This is a genomic window from Oceanisphaera submarina (assembly GCF_046521305.1).
GTDB lineage: Bacteria > Pseudomonadota > Gammaproteobacteria > Enterobacterales > Aeromonadaceae > Oceanimonas > Oceanimonas submarina.
In genome coordinates, this window is record NZ_JBKGFN010000016.1 from 1 (window position 1) to 19,577 (window position 19,577).

Below are 19,577 nucleotides of genomic sequence, written 5' to 3' on the forward strand. Positions count from 1 at the left end.
TACGGTGGTGACTGTACCACCTTAAATGGTGTCCGGGATCATTGAACCACTACACTGTTGCGCAAAGTAGTTCTAGCCAGTATTTTTTTCTCTAGCTTCTTTGCTAGCAATGCTCATTTTAGAAGTAAAGTCAGCTTTAGACTGACCAGCTTGAGGCTCATTAATATTAGCGCCAATAGAAGTACCTGAGCGTAACAGCTGCTTGGAAAGTACATACTCTCGCTGATCTTTTGATAAATACTGATACAACTTAACAATGCGCACAGCAAAACCAAAAGACTTATCAAGCACATTGTTCACTTTGGCTTCCATGCTCTACTCCTAGTGGTGAGCTTCATTAGTGTTTAGTTATGAATGCTTAGTTTTTATTTTTAACACTAAACATTCAACACTAATCACTCAAAACTCAAGAGACGCGATCGCCACTGCCTTTACCGGACACGGTAAGCAATATATAACGAAAATAGTCCTTCACCGACAGAGATTGGATCATTTTTTGGTCGGTCTCTGCAAGCAGCTCGGGAGTAGACATGTCTATTTCATTCACCTGCGCCAAGCCAGTAATACCGGGGCGCACATCATACACGCCGTGCGCAGCACGTGCGGCAGTGAGCTCTTTCTGATTAAACAGCCCAGGCCGTGGCCCCACCAGGCTCATTTCACCTTTAAACACATTCCACAATTGCGGCAACTCATCTAACTTTGTACGACGCAAAAAATGGCCAAAAGGAGTAATGGAAGATGCGCTTGCCAAGTGAGAAGCCACAGAGGCGGTATCCACCTTCATGGTGCGAAACTTGACCAATGTGAACGGCTTTTGGTGTCGCCCTACCCGCACCTGACGAAAAATGGGAGAGCCGGTATCAAAGAGGCCGATAACAGTAAGCAACACCAGCACCGGGAAGCCGCAAATCAGCCCCAGCAGCGAAAATACCATATCAAAAAACCGAATCATCAAAACACCTTTTTAATCCTTGATCCACCGTCAGCGGCGGGTTCCAGCCCAGCAGTTCACGCGCCTTAGAAATATCCACCTGCAATGATCCTAGCAGGCGCTGCGCCATAGCCTTTTTACCCAGCATAGTGGCTCCAAATTGTAGTACTCCGGCAGGCACCGGCATCAATCGGCACGGCTTCCCCGCCGCCTTGGCCACCCCACGCAGCAGCTCGCTGGTAGATATATCTTCACCATCGCCAGCCAAAAACACCTGATTCGCCGCCGCTGGATGATCAACGCAGGTGATAATGAGGTCAACCAGATTATCCAGTGCCACCAGCGAACGCCGGTTGTGAATGGCACCCAGTGGCAAAGGCAAGCCCTTTTCAACCAGCTTGATCATGCTGGCAAAATTGCCCTTAACACCCAATCCATAAACCAGCGGCGGGCGAATAATCACCACCTCCATCCCCGTTTCAGCGGCCTGTTGCAGCAAGCCTTGTTCGGCTTCCCACTTGGAAATACCGCAAGCGTCTTCAGGTGCGGGCATATCATCCGCTCTGAAAGGCTTCCCCAAAACAGTTTGTTCACCGTTCACTTTAATGGAGCTGATAAAGATAAAACGTTTTACGCCTGCTTCAGCCGCCTGACGGGCAAGGTTGAGAGTGCCGTCTACATTAATCTTCCGATATTCAGCCAACGGATCCGCCATAACATCTTTCATAATGTGAGCACGGGCAGCGGCATGAATGATGACTTGTTGATCGATCAGGGCGGTTGACCAGTAAGTGTCAGCATCGAGGTTCGGCACTTCCACAATGTGAGCAGCGGGTATTTCAACACAACGACGCACGGCAGCGGTCAAATTTACAGCCGGTTTGGTCTGTAAGTCTGTTGCAAGTCGACTGCCTAGAAAGCCGGTGGCACCTGTTAATAATAGCTTCATAGATACAGCCACTCAGTTATCGAAAAGCACCTGAGCCAGATGCTCGGCTAACTGCCCATACTCGTATTGCTCCAAAGCAGCCTTGCGACCATTCTCACCCAATGCTTCTCTTTCATGGGCAGGCATTTGATATAGTTTCAATATAGCCTCAGCCAGCTCATCTGCTCTACCTGGCTCAATTTCAAACCCACACCCTGCATCTTTGATTGGGTGATAATCACCTGAGTCAATATGGTAAACGATCGGTTTGCCTGAAATTAAATAATCAAAAAGTTTATTAGGTGAAACACCAAAACGATACATTGGCTCTTTTTTTGCACCTACAACCAATGTATCAAAGCGAGCCAAGACACTCTGTACTCTCTGTTTTTCTACAAAGCCTAAAAACGTAACATTATTGAGTTTATTTTCTTTTACATAACCTTTCAAATCAGCTTCTTCCTTTCCACCACCAACTAAAAAAAACAACACATCAGAATATTTTTCTAGTCTCTTTGCAGCAGCTAGCACCGTATACAAGTCATTTGCTAGCCCAAATGTACCTGTATAACCTACAATAAATTTCCCCTTAGGTATTTTACCTTCTAGATCAAAAGGTAATGGCTTACTATTGGTCACTTCATCTTTTGCAAAACCATTAGGTATCCATCTATATTTTTCTCGACTTAAGCCATGTTCAGCCATATGCTCAACAGCATTTTTTAGATTTGATACAACAACATCAGATTCGCGGTAAGCTTTATTTTCTACCCATTGCAGAAATCTGATAAAAGGATGTTTAACCGAATAGCCACCTATATCTGTCAAGGTTAATGGCCAAATATCACGAACATCGAAAACTAATCTTGCACCGAACTTACTTGCAATTTTTTGGGTAGCCAGAAAAGACACAAGGGAAGGTGATGAGCAAACTACAGAATCAGGCTTATCAGAAATTACTTTTGAAACCTGCAACAACTTTATACAAAAAATAAACCAGTTAAGTACACGCTGTTTACTATGGGCGTCCACATACTCGGGCATATTAATCCAAACCATTTTCAATCCATTATGATTTTCAATTTTAAAACCTGACTTCATTATCACCTTTTCACGAAGAAGATGGTGTTTGGCTGATGCAATTAAATATACATTATAGCCTTTTCTTGAAAGCTCTTTTCCTAAATAGTAATGACGCCCTGCATAACCATATTCAGGCGTAGAAGCATACTGGTTTATAATCCAAACAGTTTTCACATTAACTCTCTAATTTTTTTAGCCGGATTACCAGCAACCACAGTACTTTTCGGTACATTTTTAGTTACTACTGCACCCAGGCCTATAAGAGCATCATCACCAACTGTAATTTTTTGCATCATAGCAACATTAGGCCCAATCCATACTCTTTTTCCAAGCCTTACTCCGCCACTTAATTCAGCACATGCAGCAACCAAAGTACCGTCGTCAATAAAGCAATTGTGAGCTATATGCACCAAGTTATCCGTTTTAACATGATCACGAATTATTGTGTCTGATAGTGTTCCTCTAGCAATAGAATTAAGTGCACCAATTTCCACAGCATCACCTATTAACACACCTCCTAAATGCGGGAAGCGTAAAGGCGTGCCATCATCCAGCCTTTCAAATCCAAAACCATCACCACCGATGGACGAACATGAACGTATACGGCTATTTTTTCCGATACGTGTACCAACATGCAGAACAACATTATGCTCAATAATTGAGTTAGCACCTATAACACAGCCATTCTCAATAACAACATTCTGACCAATTTTAGCACTAGGATCGATTTCGGCTGGCGCATCCCATGTAGAAAACCCTATCTCATTTCCCAAAAAGGTTAGTGCTTTAATAAATGCCAGCCTAGAATTTTCCGCTATTATAAACCCATTACTATCTGCCTTATCATAATTAGGCTGCATTGGTGTTATAACAACTGCACCGTGAATTTTATCTGGCATATTTTTAGAGAAGGTTATTTCTGAACTTTCAACATTACTTGATGCTGCGACACCTTCAATCAAAACATCAAACCCAGTCCATTGAAGCGACAACCTCGATGCAAGATAAGACAGCTGTACCGGTTTTTTTAATTTATAACCCATCTAACCACCTCAAAACTTTCAGCATATTCAGCACCTATTTGAACACCTCGGGTCTTGGCAAGAGAGAAAATAAAATCCATCCCCATGTATTCTCTACCTGACTGTGACTCATAACACTGAAGTGCTAGAAACTTAGATTCAACATGCGAATGATTGAGTTTGACAAAACAGGTAGTATCAAAAGACAAATTATTCCAAATCAGTTCATATCCTAGAATAGTAGTATTCTTGAAAGCCCTCATACCTTCTTGGGCAATTGTTGTATGATCTTGATGTATATCCTTCAGTGATGGCATTAAGACCAAATCATATTTTTTATATTTTCTTATTTTTATTAATTCTTCCAGAATTTCCTGCCGCACATAGTTCAACTTACGCACTTGATAATTGAATATAATCAGGTTACCTGCGGCAATACCCAGTTTTGCTGTTGCAGCCTTTACTTCTGTTTTAAGGATATCTTTTGGCAGATGATCAGGCACAGATTCTTCAGCTGTGGAGAAAGCAACATAAGTAACTTTCGCCCCCTGCTCAATCAATTTCGCTATAAAGCCACCTGCGCCTAACTCCCCATCGTCTGTGTGAGGTGCCAAAACTAATACATTCTTAAAATCCATTAATGCCCCTGCTCATCAACTCGCTCACAATCCTTTCCGCCGCCTTTCCGCCACCATACAACTGCTGCGTATCTTGCACCTTTCTACCCAAATTACGAGTGACTGCATCAATAATCTTTTGACCATTCGCCCCCACCAACTCATTGGCACCTGCATCAATCAATTCAACCCACTCAGTCTGATCGCGCATGGTGACACAAGCTTTACCAAAGAAGAAAGCCTCTTTTTGCACGCCACCACTGTCGGTAAGCACCAGACCGGCGTGGTCAAGCAGCCAGACCATTTCAAAATAACCAACAGGGTCAATTAAGTGCACATTCAGCAACAGGCCAAGTTTTGCTACTACATTGCGGGTACGCGGATGCAGCGGTAACACAACAGGTGCTACCTCGGTATGCAAGTGATTAAGTGCGTCGACTATGCTGGCAAGACGCTCAGGAGCATCAGTGTTTTCGGCACGATGCAAGGTAGCCAGAATAAAGCCGGGCTTCACATCAAATCCTGCCGGTGCCAGCGCATGGTTGGCAAAGAACAGAGCGGCATCCTGCATTACATCGCCGACTTGCAACACCTTTACTGGCTTTGCAGCAAAGCCTTCTTGCTGCAGATGGTTTACCGCTGTATCGGTTGGGCAAAACAGCAGGTCGCTTATCTGATCAGTAAGAATACGATTAATTTCTTCCGGCATACGCATATTAAAGCTACGTAGCCCCGCTTCAACATGCGCCACCGGCACATGCAGCTTGGCCGCTGCCAGAGCACCTGCCAGTGTAGAGTTGGTATCGCCATATACCAGCACGCGATCAGGTTTGTGCTCAATAACGGCCTGCTCAATGTCGGCCAGCATGCGACCAGTCATTTCGCCATGGCTGCCGCCATGAATATCCAGCTGAATATGTGGCTGCGGAATGCCAAGCTGATTAAAAAACACATCCGACATATTGGCATCAAAATGCTGTCCGGTATGCAGCATAATCTCTTCAATGCCATCGGTATTCTTAATGGCGCGGGATACCACACTGGCTTTAATAAACTGTGGCCGCGCGCCGATAATAGTGAGTATTTTTATCATGATTTTGACTCATAGATATTTATAAAAATTAAGCAGTTTCTGCTCTTCTATACTCCAGTTATACTTTTCCTGAACTACTCTTTGGCCATTACGCCCCATCTGCTCAGCCTCAATAGGATGAGAAACCAGGTAATCAATGGCACCTGCAATGGCTTGGGGATCCAGGGGATCGACGCACAAGCCGCAATGGTTGCTTTCGATAATTTTTTTCCAGAGGGGAAAGTGAGAACTGATAACAGGTACACCTGCACTCATATACTCAAACATTTTATTAGGCTGTGCATCTATGTGGTTGGGTGAAGGTAAAAAAGTAACCAAACCACCAACGCAGTGAGATAGTAAGTCACGCACTTCCTCACGGCCTACAAATCCCAGCGCATCAACGTGTTGCCAACCTTTATCAGCATGTGCTGCTTGTTCGACTGCTGGTTCATTAAACTTTCCAGCAAGTTGAAGACGTGCATCAGACTGAACCAATCCCATTGCCTGTATAACCTGTGAAATGCCACGAATCTGACCAATGCCCCCAACATACCCAACCTGTAGCTTCTTTTTCGACCAACCCACTTCCCCTGTAGACAGCTCTCCCAGTAGTGGATAATTATTGATATCAATTGATCGCACACCCATAGCTGCAAACTTGTCAAGTATATAGGGTGTTGCCGTGACCACCGCATCCAGCTTGCGGCAGGCCCAGCGTTCATATACTGCAAAGGTTTTAGACAATAGCCACTTGGCAGGCTTATTCAGATAGGGCTTACCCAGCAGCTGTTTGGGTACATCCTCATGAGCATCGAAGATCACCTTTTTGCCATGCTTTTTCAGCTTTAAGCCAATGGGAATCAGCTCGGGATCATGTAAGTGGTAAATATCAGCATCCAGTTCCAGCGCTTTGGTTAGCACACGACCAGGAGCGTTGCGAATACGATCCAGGCGCCCTTTGGAGGCAAATACGTCATAAATAGCAACATTATTTTTCGTTTCATCGCCCTTGCCATCTGCAACGACTAAAGAGACTGTGTATCCATTGTTAGCAAGCGAAGTACATTCCTTAAGGAAAATACGGGTATCGAAACGAGGATGGGCGGAGGTGAGGTGGGCAACTTTATGAGTAATTTTTGACATTACGGCCTAACACTTTGGATACAAAAGACTGAACACGTTTTATAAAAATATATCGTGAGTTCCAATTAGGATACTCAGAGTAATCATGTCCAAGAGAGGAAACATATTCATCAAGCTGCTCGACGCTAATGCCAAGCTTCTTAGCAAGATAATGCTTATCTTCGCGAAGCTCATTTTTATCATACAGAGGCATCGCCAACTCTTCCAAGGCCTGTTCACGACTCATTAATCCAGACAGTACCATACTGGAAAAATGGGGTTTACGCTTGTCCATATTAAACTTGGTTGGCAAATAATAATTCTGGAAAAATTTGGTAAAGCGCGATTCACCGTGCTTACGGCCATAAGGCTTGTACCCCACCTTATCTATAAGCTCAGCCAAGGCTGCTTCTTTGCTGTATGGCAGGTAATTGAGGGGGCGAATCGCTTTCATCTTTTTGATAAAAGGATAATATAGGTAATACTGTAAAAAACTGATTGTTTTATATTCTTTTAATGAAAGCACTCCAAACTGCTTATGAATCGCCTTTAAATTAATTGCATCCATTGCAGCATGATGCCAATTTTTAGGAAAAACGGCTTCAGTAGCAATGTTTCCACCACTAATCACGTAATTAATATTATTATCTATTGCAAAGTGATAAAGTGATGCAAAAAAGGCATGGTCCTGAACCACATCTTGGTTAGCGACACCGGCCTTAAGGTATGCCAGTTGTAAATCACGCACCTCTGGCCAGTTCATCACATGGGTATGCAAATCGTAACCGCAGTACTTAACGACCTTTTCAATATTGTAAACAGCCAGTTCACTGTTCCAGCCAGCATCCACATGAACAACAAGCGGGCGTATTCCGTACTCTTTCATCACTAGCGCCAAGTACGAACTATCCAGACCGCCACTTAAACCAAGGATGCAGTCATACTCATAACTTTTGCGCTCCTCCTTTATTTTATTAAATATCTGTTCTAGCTGTCGCTTACCTTCTTCATTCGGAAACCAGCGTTTACTGGTTTCAGTATCAAACTGGTGACAGTGATTACAGACACCTTGTTCGTCAAATGTAATCTCTGGATCTGTTGTATCCATTACACAACGGGTACATACCTGATGAGCACGCTCTGTCATCTAAACCTCAATCTACAAATAAATTTTCCAATTCGTGGTAAGCTGGATATGTTAGCAACACTGCTTTGTGCTTACCATGAAAAGTAAAGAATGATCCTACAGCAACAGCGGATGCACCAGACGCTTTCACTGCTTGCTTAATATGTGCTAAGTCTCCCACGCCGCCTTGTGCAATCACCGGAATATCAACCGCAGCGGTCACCTGTTGGATCAAATCAAGATCCAGCCCCCTTCCCGCTCCTTCACGATCAATTGAAGTCAGCAATATCTCACCTGCTCCATAGGCTTCAGCTTTTTTTGCATGCTCAACAGGGTGCATATCTGTTTTTTTAGTGCCATTATGAATATAAACTTCATAGCGACCCAATATAGTTTTCTTAACATCAATTGCTACAACAATACTTTGGGAGCCTGCCACTTGGCTGCACTCTTTGATCAGAGCAGGATTATTGTGAAACTCACTGTTTACAATTACTTTCTCAACCCCAAGGCGAAACAACTTCTCAGCCTGCTCAACACGCCGAACACCACCGCCATAAGCAATCGGCATAAAGGCCTCGGAAGCCATATCCTCAATCAGTGCATAATCAGGCTCTTTTTTATCAATACCAACAGAGATATCAACAAATGCTAACTCATCCACTTCTTTCTCATTGAAAATGCGCACGGCATTGATAGGGTCACCAACATATTTGTGATTTTTAAACTTTTCCCCTTTAGCCAAGCCACCATTTTGTAATAACAGAACAGGAATAACACGTTTCTTTAACATTATAATAACTCAATAAACCGTTTGAAGAGCTGCTTACCGAACTTATGACTTTTCTCAGGATGAAACTGTACTCCATAGATATTTTTATCGTGGATTGCACAGGTAAAATCATAGCCATAGTGAGAAACTGCCATTTGATTTTCGCTAGGTACACTGTCAGCATGGAATGAATGAACAAAATAAAATCGATCCTGCTGATCCTGCTCAACCGGCTGCAAAAGTGCAGGTGAGTTCGTAGGGCGCACTTCATTCCACCCCATATGGGGTACGACAAGATGCTCATTACCACTTAACGCTGAGAAGTCAAAACGCTTGACCTCGCCCTCAATCCAACTCAAGCCAGGCAACTGGCCCTCTTCGCTTTTTTCAAGAAGCAGTTGCATGCCAAGACAGATTCCTAAAAAAGGAATTTGCTCATTCAATACTTTTTCTTCTAACACCGCCTTGAAAGGCTCAAGATGTTTAATACCATGATCGTAAGAACCCACACCCGGAAGAATAATACCTTTAGCACCTTCAAGACTAACAGGTTGATTGACAATCTCAGCATCAGTGCCGAGGTAGCGTAGCATGTTCTTAATAGAGCCGCAGTTACCCATGCCATAATCGAGAATTTTAATCATCTATTCAACATCCTTTGATAGCCTTCAAGCATTTTTTTTTCTTGCATCTCCCAGGAATTTTCGCAGGCTACTCGATAAGCACTAACTTTCATTTGGGTTAAATCTTTTTGCAAAAATGCATCTAAAGCGTGATTGATACCAGCAGGGCTAAATTCACTAATAACCGCTCCCATGTTGTTTTTCGTTACTAAGTCCGACATATCCTTCATATTTGAAACCACTATTGGCAAGCCAGCCATGGCATACTCAAACAACTTATTAGGCATACAGTAATAGTAAGACAAACAAGTATTTTCAATCAATGAAATACCTGCATCTGCAGACGAGGTATATTCCAACACCACTTGTGGCGGCACGGCAGGAAAAAAGTAGATGTTTGAGTGGTGTTCGGCGGCAGCTTTTATATCCGCCTCTAACTGTCCATACCCCATAAAAACAGCAACGAGTTTGTCATCTTTACGGGCCTTAAAAGCCTCTAAAATAAGGTGAACTCCACGACCGGCAGCCAAACCACCTTGATACAATAAAATAACTTGGTCATTTCTAATCCCAATCTGTTCCCGAAAGTGATTATTGGCTTTTAACTCACGTCTATTAGGTGCATTCAAAACTACCGGCGGGCGTTTGATTGTGTATTCGTCTGCGTACCAGTCAGCAATGTTTTCACTTACCACCAAGGTCATATCAACATGCTTGATAATTTTTCCCTCAAGAAATTTACTGACTCTTTTTCTAAAACCCCACAAGCCATTGGTTTCTGTTTCTAACTCATGGGCATCATATACCAACTTGGCTTTATACAATTTCTTTAGAACTAGGCCTAAGGGCAACAAACTAAGAGCATGGACGTTAACCACATCGATGCTTTTTTTTCTATAGAAAAAAAACACTCTGAAACAGTATTCAATAAACTTAAAAACTTGCACAACAAAGTTTTTAGGCAGTTTTCGAGTGGTTAGCTTAAAGCGTTTTAGATTTATATCACCCGCATAACTTTCGCATTCTTTAAGATCATCACCATGTAAAGAGGCGATATAAATACTTTTAAAAACTTTCGCACTTGAAAGACTGTTAACTTGTTTAATAACACGACTTTCGTTTCTAAACTCAGTGAGAGAGACATGAAGGTTTTTCACCTATTACTTCCCTAGTATTGAAAAATACATTTACTGCAAAGCCTAAAAAACCACACGAAAAAGTATCATCTTTAAAACTTTCTCAACTTCAATTTTGTAGTGGCAGTTAAAATCATCAGAACCATAAGACCAACGCCCACAATATAAAAATCATATAAAAACCCACTAAACCCAGTAAAGGCAAGGGTTTTCAGATGAAATATCATCCATACAGTGAAAGCTATAGAAACTGCATTAACTTGAAGCCTTGAAATAAAATAACTTACTACAGCAACAAAGCCCCCCATAATGAAGGCCACAATTGGAACACCTAAATATCCAAAGTTTAAATAAGCCTCCCCCCAAAAAACAGTTGGCATAGAGCCAACCATCCCTTGCTCAACAAGGTTGGGAAACTTCCAATTCATGATATCAACAGTATAACGAACTGGCTCAAAAGGTAAGATATGTCCAGGATTTGGAAAGGTTTTAAACCAGTAAAAATCCTGAATATGTGGAACATACTCCAAATAAAAATAAGCTGGTGCAATACTACCTGCAAAAGCACGTGAAAACACTGACATTAAAGCAGATATAGGGCTGTCACTTCCCATGAAATAAATATAAAAAACCATAAGAACAACCACAACAGTAACACCTAATAAAACTATATCTTTTTTAGGCACAAATCCATTTTTTCGAACCAGGTAGTAAACCATAAAGAGTGCCATTAAAAGTCCTACAAAAGGCGCTTTTTCAGTTGCCATAACAGCCACAAAACTTGAAACAAAAAAAGCAGCCAAAAACAAAACTAAGCGTATAAAGGTTTTCTCAAGCAACCACAAAGCAAAAAAAGACAAAGTAACAAGTGTACCCAAGTCATGCATGATTAAACTATAGCGATGATACTTTGCGAAATCATTCCCCATATTGCTTCGCGCTACTGCTGCCGCTGCAGCACCTTCTTTTAAAGCAACAAAAATAGCGGGCTGCCCCACCTTACATAAATACAATGCGAGAACAGCTACAACCACACCGAACGCCAATACCAAAGCAGCTCTATTCAGTTTTTTTAAAGGTTGAATCTCTGAAGAAATTATTGGGTAAGGCCTCAAGCCTATTGCTAGACGAACAAAAATTGCACCTAACAAGAAAAACAACATCGCAGTAAAACAGCATAGAAGCACAACAAAAACCAGTTTTGAATTAGTAACACCTGTATCTACTCGATATTGATCAAGCTGGTAAAATAATGGAAAAAGTCCTAATACTGAAAAAACGTAAATGGACACAGTAGTTATATTCATTACACTTATCTCATTTACTTTTTCGCCCGCAAACTTCAATAAAAACCAAATCACCAGTGGAGTTAACAAAAAGAAAAACCAAAATAAAACATCAAGCATGTGGTTTTATCCTTCGATTATCCGTCGATACATTTCTTTAAGCTCTGCACCATTAAAAAAATAAGAATTATGCCACAGGGTGGTAAAACAGCCGCCGAGCTTACGACATTTTTTTTTCAATTCCAAAAAAATTTTCTCTGCCTCAAACGTATTTCCTAAACCAAGATAAATATCATCTATCACCGAGCACTCCATGGCAATCAGGGGTCGGATACGCACTTTATGTTGTTGCTGGGTTACTGGATTAAACGCCGGATATTCAAAACAAGTGCCACATCTAAAGCCGGGGCGGTCAGCGTAACTTAGGGTGGTGTCGTAGGCCATGCCGGCGTCGTTCCAGGCTTGTAGTGTGGTTGGGTGTTGCCAGCGTAGGTAGTGCATTCGTCCGCCGATTTCGGTTTGTTGTATGCCTGCTTGTTGTAAGGTTTGGCGCAAGCGATCGGCTTCTTGTTTAATAAGTTCTGGGCGCTGGTAGGTGCCGTAACTGGGATGTAAACCAATTTCGTGACCGCGCCGATGCATTTGTTCCATCAACTTTATAATACGTGGGTCTTCAGGCTGGTAGTCGGCGTCCATATTGCTGGTGGTGCCACAAATAAAGTAAAACGCACTGGTTAAGTTGTTGGCTTCGGATACGTCCATTAACCAGCTAAAAGTATTGTATGGGTCTTGTGCGGGTATGCGCTTGCCGCCCATAAGTTTTAACCAAGGGGCTTGTAGTGTGGCTTTTAGGTCGCGGCGTTTGAGTAGATGCCCTGCCATCATGCGGATAATGGTTTTCCAGGATTTGAAGGCATACAGGCTGGGGCTGTCTACGTCGTGGCTTACTTTCATGCTGAATTGGTGTTGTTTCAGTTCTAGCTGCGGCCATTGTTTTTGAATTACTTGTCCGAGTACTTGCAGCCATTCGTCTACGATTGGGCGATCTAAATAGCCGTGTTGATAAGCATGGCTGTGAATGGCAGGAAAGCGCCCGTGGTTATCTAGGTCGGTACGGTCGATTTCTTCTACGCGATTCAGCATCCAGTAGGTGAGCCCTAAGATGTCGTAGTGAATTATATGGTGGTCGACCTGTTGCTGAATTAAAGGTTCTGGTAACTGGCTAACACCCGGCGCAGGTAAAGATTGATTTAAGGCACTCTGCCAGCCCTCTGCCTCAGCATTCCACTGACTGCAAGGTAGGTCTGAATGAGGTTGATGAAAATCATCCTCAAGCTTGGGGAATGCAATATAACCTTGTGGAGTATTGACTAGGGAAAGCTTAAAGCCAGCGGTGGATTGCTCAAGTAAGAAGCTGTGGCCGAAGCGCTCTTGTAAGATAAGACATAGCCAGCTAAGCGCTGCAGGGGTGTATTGAGCCATAGAAATTTAAAACCTTACAAATCAGAAAAGGGCAACTTTTGCCACGAAAAAACACGAAAGATTCAAAATCATTATTTGCCACAGAATAACATGAAAACACACAAAAAGCAGGGATTAGGGAATGGGAATTGGTAACTTCTACTCCCTGATTCCGAATCACTGCCCTATTTTCTGTGGCTGAAATCATTTTCGTATTTCTTGTAGAAAGTGATAAATTTTCAATAATTTAGAATTGGTTTTGCTGATCGCGAAGTAAGGGGTTTGCACTGCATCAAAAGCTCTAAAAAAGTGTTCTACAGGTTCTTGAATGGAGCCTTCAAAGTCGAAGTACTTAACGCCTAAAATACCAAGGCCATGGTATTGGCCATATGTACATTGTTTTTCCTTTACGCCCTAGCGCTATTGATTTATCAATAAGAGTGCGCGACTGAATCGCATAAAGCTCTAAACCAGATTTAGTTTCTTCTATCAGCTCATCAGCGGTAAAATACTTAGCGAGTTTTTGTGTATAGATTTGGCCTGTTCTTTCTCTATAACAATGTTCGCCTGTTTCACCATCCGCGTCTTTGTAGGTATAGCAAGTAGTGACTTTGAAAAGCTTTTTAAAATACGCGTTTTTTTTCCAGAGTGCGGCTTCAACACAATGTACAGCTGTTGCTATTTTAAGTCTATGCCCTACACCAAAACCAACAACCCATGAGTTTTCAAGCTCACGCAATCGGTAATACGGTGATTTATCATCCCAAGACGTTTCACTTTTATGATGCTCACTTGTTAAAAACTCAGCATTAGGGCCTAGCGCACACACCGAGTGGTTCAAGTTAACACTGCGTATAACATTAGGAAAACGACGGAATACTTCCGTAAGCATGCCACCTGCGGATGGCTCACGCTTAACATTAAATACCGCGCCGTTCACTTGCTTATCACCATGAGGAAAAGCAGGCATAGCCAATGTGCCCTCTTCTCCTAAATAACTAATAAGCGATTTTACTAACTCTGCTGCACTGAAATTACCACTATTCAGCGGTTCCCAAGCAGAATGCAACATAACTGTAGCACCGGGCTTTATTCCAGCTTTAGCTAAGAAGCCCTGAATATCATCGAGCGTTACATTGGATGGTGTCTGCACATCAGGCGATGTCCAGTAACGCTCATGCATGTATGCAGAAATTCGTGCAGCCAAATAATTAGGGACTTTCAGAGCACGTCTGAAAGTATTTTTCATGCTGCTATTCCTTTGCTCTCCAGCGAGTTAACGATAGCTTGAACAGTAATTACTTGTTCTAACTCATCAAAATCAAAATCTACATCAAACACTTCTTCAAGCTCTAATACTAAGTTCGTATGATTCAAAGAGTCCCATTTGTGAGTGATTCCTAAACCTGAGCTTATATTGACTTCACTTCTATCTACTTTCAAACAACGGGCAACTACATCAATTACTTCATTAACTAATCTCATTATAACCTCTTGACTAATGCTTTTTTATCAATTTTACCACTTTGGTTCAGCGGGAAATCAGTTACAAATTCATAATGTGTAGGGATCATATAGCTTGGTAGAGCAGCTTCTATTTGTAAATTAATATCGTCTTCTGTCAGTACACAATTTTTATTCAGTCTAACAAAAGCGGCTAATGCTGCATCAGATTGATCACCAAATGTAACCACCGCGCTCACGTCTACACCGGAAATGTTATCGATAACTTTAGAAACTTCATCAGGATGAATACGATAGCCACGAATTTTAACTAGTCCGTCAATGCGCCCTTTCAAATACACTAGACCATTATCCATATAAGCAAGATCGCCTGTTTTATATAAAGGACGGTTAACAAAACTAGCTCTTGGATCTTTAGTTAAAGTCGCTTGAGTCAACTCATCATCAGCGTAATAACCCATAAGTAATTGTGGACCACACACACATAACTCGCCCTCTACATCAGGTTCTCCATCATCGTTTAAAAGTACAAAGTCTAAAGAATCAAAGCACTCACCAATAGGAACGGGCTTCTCGTCAGCAGCTAATTGCTCTTTATTGTCAAGACGCACGGCAAAGCAGTTAATCGTTATCTCAGTTGGGCCATACACATTATAAAAATGTGCGCCTTGAGTAAGCTTAGTGTAGTCACTTACCAACTGCCAAGGAAACCGATCACCGCCAGATAGAAGTAAGTTAATCGAAGAAATGTCTGCACCGCGCTTTTGTTTGGCAAAAGCTGTTAATGCTAAGTGGGTGGTTGGTACTGAATAAAGCACATCAACTTGATACTTCATTATCATTGCCAAAACACTTGGAATATTTGTATTGTGACGTGCAACGCCAATACTAGTACCAAATGCTAAGGCGAAGGCTAGATCACCCATGGTAATATCAAAGGTCAATTCGGACGTCAATAGCAAACGTTTTGACTGCGAATATTCAAAAAAATAACGTTTTGTCCAATCAATATAACTACGAAAGGATGCAGCAGAGATCACAACACCTTTAGGTTCGCCAGTAGAGCCTGAAGTAAAGATGATATAAGCAACATCTGCCGGGCGCAGACCTGATGACTCATCCTTCAAAGTGCTTGCGTTAATAGGTTCACAAAACAATTCCGTACTGCAAAGTGTTTTAAACTCTACATTCACTGCTTCGTTATTTTCGGCATCGACTACAACAGCAGCAGGCTTAATTCTATTAATAATATCTAAGTTTTTTTGTAGCGGCCAAGCTGTATTGAGTGGTATTACATACAAACCTGCTTTCCAAGCAGCCATTACTGTGGTTATATAATGAGCGCTGCGCTCCATCAAAATACATATACCCTGCTGAATACGCTGTGCGCGTGGAGCAAGGTGAGCTAATAAATTTAAGGTGCAGTTATCAACATCCTTACTATCAAGCTCAGACTGGCCGTCAAAATATCTTATATTTTCAAACCGTGTGTTGTCAAGAATTGTATTTATTTCTTTCATGGCCCACCAAAATATAAATATATCAATTTAACCTAAAAAACTAATTTTTATCTGCTTTACATATTACACAACAACAGAACAAACGCATGAGCTTTTAATTTTAGTCATCAAGGATTTTTCCCTGGACCTAAATGTGGATAGATAAGTTTAAAAAGTGTTAGAGGGTTCATTTACTTGATGACTGCCAACAGTAATTTTTTTATTGAAAAATTTAAATTTAACTCTATATAGCCATCTTTAGTCGCAACCGCATAATTTTTACCATTTTTATAAATAGTCTCTAGCGGTTTAGTTTGCTCATCCAGTATTTTATAATTACCAACACTCCAGCGCTGCCCTTTATAAAATCCTTTAGGCTGCTCTAGCGCATTAAGCCAAAGTTCCGTGCCACGTAAAACGTGCCAAATATGACTGGTTTCCCAATTTTGCCAATCTATAATTTTTTTATGCTCTTCTGGATTTATTTTTCTTGCTCTTTTAGTTGGGCTTTGCTGGGGCTGCTTAATTGGATTGGCTATATTACCCGCTAATTCATCTATAGTTTTAAGCAGGTTTCTAACGCCAACCTTTCCAATAAGCTTATTAAGTCGATCTGATGACTTTGTGCCCAATGGAATATTTACTCGTTCTTGATTAAGAATATCACCCGTATCTTCTCCCTTATCAATATAGTGGATAGTTACACCTGGGTTCATTTCTAAGTTAATATACTGCCATACATCTGGATTAGGGCCACGATAATCAGGCAACATAGCTGCATGCATGTTTACTGTACCCAGCCTTGGAATTGTAAATATATTTTCTTTTAAAAGCTGAGACATACTAAAAACAACAATCAAATCTGGCTGTAGGCTTTTAAGCCATTGTTCAAGCCCCTCATCACTACTAGACAGCATGTATCTATAAGGAATTTTCTTATCATCAGATAAGGATTTTAAAGTTTTTTCTTGTTTCTTAACCAGTGAGTAGAGTTGCCTTGCAATTTTATAAAGATAGTTGGGTTCTTTCCTTTTTATTGCATCTCTTGTTGCAGACTCAATTACACCTACTAAATCGTGCTTACTATTTAGTAAAGGCTGAACTACTCTAGACACACCTTGTGTTATAAGAACTATTTTTAAAGCTATCATTCTGCCTTTAACCTCTACTTTAAAATCTAAACTGTTAAGGGTGAACGGCGGCTATTTAGGGATTTCTCTATTTTCTCATGCCAAGATTTAATTACTTTAGTAGCTTCCGCTGTTTCACTCGAGCACATTATTAAAATACCACACAGGCAAGAAAATCTGTATTATCAAGCTCCTAATCTAAAACTCTAATTGGTCTTCCATATTCTATCCAACCCACATCTGTTTCATCATTGATAACTAGATAAGCACCGCCTACTATTTAAACTGATGCAATTAACAGCTTGCCGATTTTTATGGTGACAATATAACTCACTTTCGTGCAGTTGTTAAAGTCATCAATGAAACCCTCCCCATTCACTCATTGGCCTACACCGATAACTTTATTATGCTGTAAAATTGTGTGAGCTTTTCGATTGCAAAATTTTTATCGTCAGAGTGCACTTACATGTGCCAGCATTGTATTTTAACTTACCCTACTGCGGCTAGTAAAAAAAAGTTCATCAAACTTTGCGATGTTTAACTTTCTAATAACCTTGGTAATTGTTTCTTTGCTTTCTAGCTCTTGTGTTATATTGCCATTCGGGCTTAGTTCTTTTAGCAGACAGGATTGTTCTGTGATATTTATAAACCAGTCTTTTAGGTTGCCTTTAAACCAGTGCCCTTCTGGAATTGGCCAGCCCATTTTGTCTTTCCGCCAGGTTATTTCATCGGGTAGTTTTTTATCGAAGGCTAGGCGAGCTAGATATTTAGTCCAACCATTGTGCATTTTATAGCAGGCGGGAACTTGGGCTAAAAACTCTACCAAACGATAATCCATAAAAGGCATTCTGGATTCTATGCTGTGCCCCATCGACACATGATCGGAATAGTGGATTAACGTAATCAACCCCTTATTTATAGATGACATTAACTCCAAATTCAATACATCGGGCGGTTGGCGGCCTTTTAATTTTTTGAATACAACTTGGTAGGCTTTATTGCCAAAGATAAATTTAAAATTAGCCATTAAAAAGCTAAGTAGCAGCGTTTTTTTAGCTCTAGGTATTTTTAGGAAGTAAAAAAACTCCTTGTAAAGGTCTAGCAAAGAAATAGAGGTTAGGTAACTAGCAATGTATGGAAAGTAGCCTGCCAGTTGTTCATCCGCGCCTTGGCCATCCAGAGTTACCTTTACACCGATTTGTTTCACTTTCATAAAAGTATGCCAACCAGACATGCAAGTGCTTTCTGGTGGGGTTTCCATTGCCCAAATTACTTTTTGGTGTTCTGCAGATACATCTTGTTCTTGGGGTTCTATTTGGTTGGAGTTGACGTTGAGTTCTTTTGCCAGCAGGTCTATAAACTCACTCTCATCACAGTCTTGCGTGCCGTCTGACTTATAAACTGATGAAAACGTTTCTTGAAGCTCCGCTTTGCCTTGAGCTTTTAGTTGTTGATTAACCAAGTAAACGATGGAACTGCTGTCTAATCCGCCGGAGAGTGCGGAGCCTATTTTTACGTCTGCTCTTAAACGCAGCTTTACAGCATCTGCCAGCAGGTCGTAGTACTGCTGCGCATATTCTTTTGCTTTATTCGGGCAGAAGCGTTCTTTGCTGGTGTTGCTGGTTAGTTCCCAGTAGCGGGTGAAATTTGGTTGGTTTAGTAGTTGTTCTTTACTGCCTAAAAAGTAGTGAGCAAAGGGAAAGCGATAGACATTGGCAAAGGCGGTTTCGGCTTCGTATTCCTTGGGCCCGTTTTCTAGGTATTTTTTTAGGTAGCTTTTGTTGGGTGCTTTTTCTACTAGGCCGCTGGCGTAGATGCCTTTGACTTCGCTACAAAATACAAAGTGGTCTGCTGTGTGGGTGTAATAGAGCGGTTTTTTTCCAAAGCGGTCACGGGCGATAAAGAATTGTTGGTCTTGTGTGTCGTAAAGTATAAAAGCCCACATGCCGTTGAATTTGTTTAGGCAGTCTACGCCCCAAAAATCGTAGCTGGCGAGTATAACTTCGGTGTCTGATTCGCTGTTGAAGCTGTAGCCGTAACTTTTTAGTTCTTCTCTAAGCTCTGGGTGGTTATACACTTCGCCGTTGTAGGTAATGACGTAACGGTCTAGGTAGTGCATGGGCTGTGTAGCGGCTTCACTTAAATCGATTATGGCTAAACGCCTGTGCCCTAGCGCGAAGTCTGGGGCGTAATAATGTCCTTCACCATCAGGCCCACGGTGAATAATGGCATCGGTCATATTTTTTAAAGGTGATTGGTCTGCTACTTGGTTAGCAATATAACCTGCGATTCCGCACAT

The 19,577-nt window shown here is 41.5% G+C and carries 19 protein-coding genes; all 19 read right to left on the reverse strand.

The annotated features are described in order from the left end of the window. Positions 1–72: 72 nt before the first annotated feature. Positions 73–312 (reverse strand): four helix bundle protein, encoded by a 240-nt coding sequence (locus ACLEIV_RS14565; protein WP_410457364.1) that lies wholly within the window; start codon positions 310–312, stop codon positions 73–75. A gap of 94 nt (positions 313–406) precedes the next feature. Continuing rightward, positions 407–955, reverse strand: coding sequence for a sugar transferase (locus ACLEIV_RS14570; RefSeq protein WP_410457365.1), 549 nt, complete (start codon positions 953–955; stop codon positions 407–409). Next, positions 939–1,883: a UDP-glucose 4-epimerase family protein gene (locus tag ACLEIV_RS14575; RefSeq protein ID WP_410457366.1), complete on the reverse strand. Its 945-nt coding sequence runs from the start codon at positions 1,881–1,883 to the stop codon at positions 939–941. The genes ACLEIV_RS14570 and ACLEIV_RS14575 overlap by 17 nt, the downstream gene beginning before the upstream one ends. Positions 1,884–1,895: 12 nt before the next feature. After that, complete coding sequence (locus ACLEIV_RS14580; protein WP_410457367.1) at positions 1,896–3,119, reverse strand: glycosyltransferase family 4 protein; 1,224 nt, start codon at positions 3,117–3,119, stop codon at positions 1,896–1,898. Then, on the reverse strand, positions 3,116–3,988 hold the full coding sequence (locus ACLEIV_RS14585; protein WP_410457368.1) for a UDP-3-O-(3-hydroxymyristoyl)glucosamine N-acyltransferase: 873 nt from the start codon (positions 3,986–3,988) through the stop codon (positions 3,116–3,118). Before ACLEIV_RS14585 ends, ACLEIV_RS14580 begins: the two co-directional genes overlap by 4 nt. Further along, positions 3,973–4,605 carry a PIG-L deacetylase family protein gene (locus tag ACLEIV_RS14590; protein ID WP_410457369.1) on the reverse strand — a complete coding sequence of 211 codons (633 nt, stop codon included), beginning with the start codon at positions 4,603–4,605 and terminating at the stop codon, positions 3,973–3,975. Before ACLEIV_RS14590 ends, ACLEIV_RS14585 begins: the two co-directional genes overlap by 16 nt. After that, entirely contained in the window at positions 4,595–5,677 is a 1,083-nt protein-coding gene (gene wecB, locus ACLEIV_RS14595) for a non-hydrolyzing UDP-N-acetylglucosamine 2-epimerase (RefSeq protein ID WP_410457370.1), read from the reverse strand. Before wecB ends, ACLEIV_RS14590 begins: the two co-directional genes overlap by 11 nt. A gap of 9 nt (positions 5,678–5,686) precedes the next feature. Beyond that, positions 5,687–6,802 carry a glycosyltransferase family 4 protein gene (locus tag ACLEIV_RS14600; protein WP_410457371.1) on the reverse strand — a complete coding sequence of 372 codons (1,116 nt, stop codon included), beginning with the start codon at positions 6,800–6,802 and terminating at the stop codon, positions 5,687–5,689. Beyond that, positions 6,783–7,928 carry an N-acetyl sugar amidotransferase gene (locus tag ACLEIV_RS14605; protein WP_410457372.1) on the reverse strand — a complete coding sequence of 382 codons (1,146 nt, stop codon included), beginning with the start codon at positions 7,926–7,928 and terminating at the stop codon, positions 6,783–6,785. The genes ACLEIV_RS14600 and ACLEIV_RS14605 overlap by 20 nt, the downstream gene beginning before the upstream one ends. A gap of 7 nt (positions 7,929–7,935) precedes the next feature. Continuing rightward, positions 7,936–8,700 carry an AglZ/HisF2 family acetamidino modification protein gene (locus ACLEIV_RS14610; RefSeq protein ID WP_410457373.1) on the reverse strand — a complete coding sequence of 255 codons (765 nt, stop codon included), beginning with the start codon at positions 8,698–8,700 and terminating at the stop codon, positions 7,936–7,938. After that, complete coding sequence (gene hisH, locus ACLEIV_RS14615; RefSeq protein WP_410457374.1) at positions 8,700–9,323, reverse strand: imidazole glycerol phosphate synthase subunit HisH; 624 nt, start codon at positions 9,321–9,323, stop codon at positions 8,700–8,702. Before hisH ends, ACLEIV_RS14610 begins: the two co-directional genes overlap by 1 nt. After that, the gene (locus tag ACLEIV_RS14620) at positions 9,320–10,459 is read right to left on the reverse strand and encodes a glycosyltransferase (protein WP_410457375.1); all 1,140 of its coding nucleotides are present in this window, start codon (positions 10,457–10,459) and stop codon (positions 9,320–9,322) included. The genes hisH and ACLEIV_RS14620 overlap by 4 nt, the downstream gene beginning before the upstream one ends. Positions 10,460–10,530: 71 nt before the next feature. Then, positions 10,531–11,844, reverse strand: coding sequence for an O-antigen polymerase (locus ACLEIV_RS14625; RefSeq protein WP_410457376.1), 1,314 nt, complete (start codon positions 11,842–11,844; stop codon positions 10,531–10,533). Between the two features lie 6 nt (positions 11,845–11,850). After that, the gene (locus ACLEIV_RS14630) at positions 11,851–13,206 is read right to left on the reverse strand and encodes a polysaccharide deacetylase family protein (RefSeq protein WP_410457377.1); all 1,356 of its coding nucleotides are present in this window, start codon (positions 13,204–13,206) and stop codon (positions 11,851–11,853) included. Positions 13,207–13,537: 331 nt separating this feature from the next. Further along, positions 13,538–14,434, reverse strand: a complete 897-nt coding sequence (locus ACLEIV_RS14635; protein ID WP_410457378.1) for an AAC(3) family N-acetyltransferase — start codon at positions 14,432–14,434, stop codon at positions 13,538–13,540. Further along, on the reverse strand, positions 14,431–14,670 hold the full coding sequence (locus ACLEIV_RS14640; RefSeq protein WP_410457379.1) for an acyl carrier protein: 240 nt from the start codon (positions 14,668–14,670) through the stop codon (positions 14,431–14,433). Before ACLEIV_RS14640 ends, ACLEIV_RS14635 begins: the two co-directional genes overlap by 4 nt. After that, the gene (locus ACLEIV_RS14645; RefSeq protein ID WP_410457380.1) at positions 14,670–16,169 is read right to left on the reverse strand and encodes an AMP-binding protein; all 1,500 of its coding nucleotides are present in this window, start codon (positions 16,167–16,169) and stop codon (positions 14,670–14,672) included. Before ACLEIV_RS14645 ends, ACLEIV_RS14640 begins: the two co-directional genes overlap by 1 nt. Before the next feature lie 170 nt (positions 16,170–16,339). Continuing rightward, complete coding sequence (locus tag ACLEIV_RS14650) at positions 16,340–17,299, reverse strand: methionyl-tRNA formyltransferase (RefSeq protein WP_410457381.1); 960 nt, start codon at positions 17,297–17,299, stop codon at positions 16,340–16,342. 463 nt (positions 17,300–17,762) lie between these two features. Continuing rightward, positions 17,763–19,577 (reverse strand): asparagine synthase (glutamine-hydrolyzing), encoded by a 1,815-nt coding sequence (gene asnB / locus ACLEIV_RS14655; RefSeq protein WP_410457382.1) that lies wholly within the window; start codon positions 19,575–19,577, stop codon positions 17,763–17,765.

What these genes read in the sequence shown, in the direction of transcription:
- ACLEIV_RS14650 (WP_410457381.1), bottom strand. Translation starts at nt 17,299, where the DNA reads ATGATAGCTTTAAAAATAGTTCTTATAACACAAGGTGTGTCTAGAGTA.
- ACLEIV_RS14585 (WP_410457368.1), bottom strand. Translation starts at nt 3,988, where the DNA reads ATGGGTTATAAATTAAAAAAACCGGTACAGCTGTCTTATCTTGCATCG.
- ACLEIV_RS14645 (WP_410457380.1), bottom strand. Translation starts at nt 16,169, where the DNA reads ATGAAAGAAATAAATACAATTCTTGACAACACACGGTTTGAAAATATA.
- ACLEIV_RS14635 (WP_410457378.1), bottom strand. Translation starts at nt 14,434, where the DNA reads ATGAAAAATACTTTCAGACGTGCTCTGAAAGTCCCTAATTATTTGGCT.
- ACLEIV_RS14630 (WP_410457377.1), bottom strand. Translation starts at nt 13,206, where the DNA reads ATGGCTCAATACACCCCTGCAGCGCTTAGCTGGCTATGTCTTATCTTA.
- ACLEIV_RS14600 (WP_410457371.1), bottom strand. Translation starts at nt 6,802, where the DNA reads ATGTCAAAAATTACTCATAAAGTTGCCCACCTCACCTCCGCCCATCCT.
- ACLEIV_RS14605 (WP_410457372.1), bottom strand. Translation starts at nt 7,928, where the DNA reads ATGACAGAGCGTGCTCATCAGGTATGTACCCGTTGTGTAATGGATACA.
- ACLEIV_RS14590 (WP_410457369.1), bottom strand. Translation starts at nt 4,605, where the DNA reads ATGGATTTTAAGAATGTATTAGTTTTGGCACCTCACACAGACGATGGG.
- hisH (WP_410457374.1), bottom strand. Translation starts at nt 9,323, where the DNA reads ATGATTAAAATTCTCGATTATGGCATGGGTAACTGCGGCTCTATTAAG.
- ACLEIV_RS14640 (WP_410457379.1), bottom strand. Translation starts at nt 14,670, where the DNA reads ATGAGATTAGTTAATGAAGTAATTGATGTAGTTGCCCGTTGTTTGAAA.
- asnB (WP_410457382.1), bottom strand. Translation starts at nt 19,577, where the DNA reads ATGTGCGGAATCGCAGGTTATATTGCTAACCAAGTAGCAGACCAATCA.
- ACLEIV_RS14610 (WP_410457373.1), bottom strand. Translation starts at nt 8,700, where the DNA reads ATGTTAAAGAAACGTGTTATTCCTGTTCTGTTATTACAAAATGGTGGC.
- ACLEIV_RS14575 (WP_410457366.1), bottom strand. Translation starts at nt 1,883, where the DNA reads ATGAAGCTATTATTAACAGGTGCCACCGGCTTTCTAGGCAGTCGACTT.
- ACLEIV_RS14565 (WP_410457364.1), bottom strand. Translation starts at nt 312, where the DNA reads ATGGAAGCCAAAGTGAACAATGTGCTTGATAAGTCTTTTGGTTTTGCT.
- ACLEIV_RS14570 (WP_410457365.1), bottom strand. Translation starts at nt 955, where the DNA reads ATGATTCGGTTTTTTGATATGGTATTTTCGCTGCTGGGGCTGATTTGC.
- ACLEIV_RS14625 (WP_410457376.1), bottom strand. Translation starts at nt 11,844, where the DNA reads ATGCTTGATGTTTTATTTTGGTTTTTCTTTTTGTTAACTCCACTGGTG.
- wecB (WP_410457370.1), bottom strand. Translation starts at nt 5,677, where the DNA reads ATGATAAAAATACTCACTATTATCGGCGCGCGGCCACAGTTTATTAAA.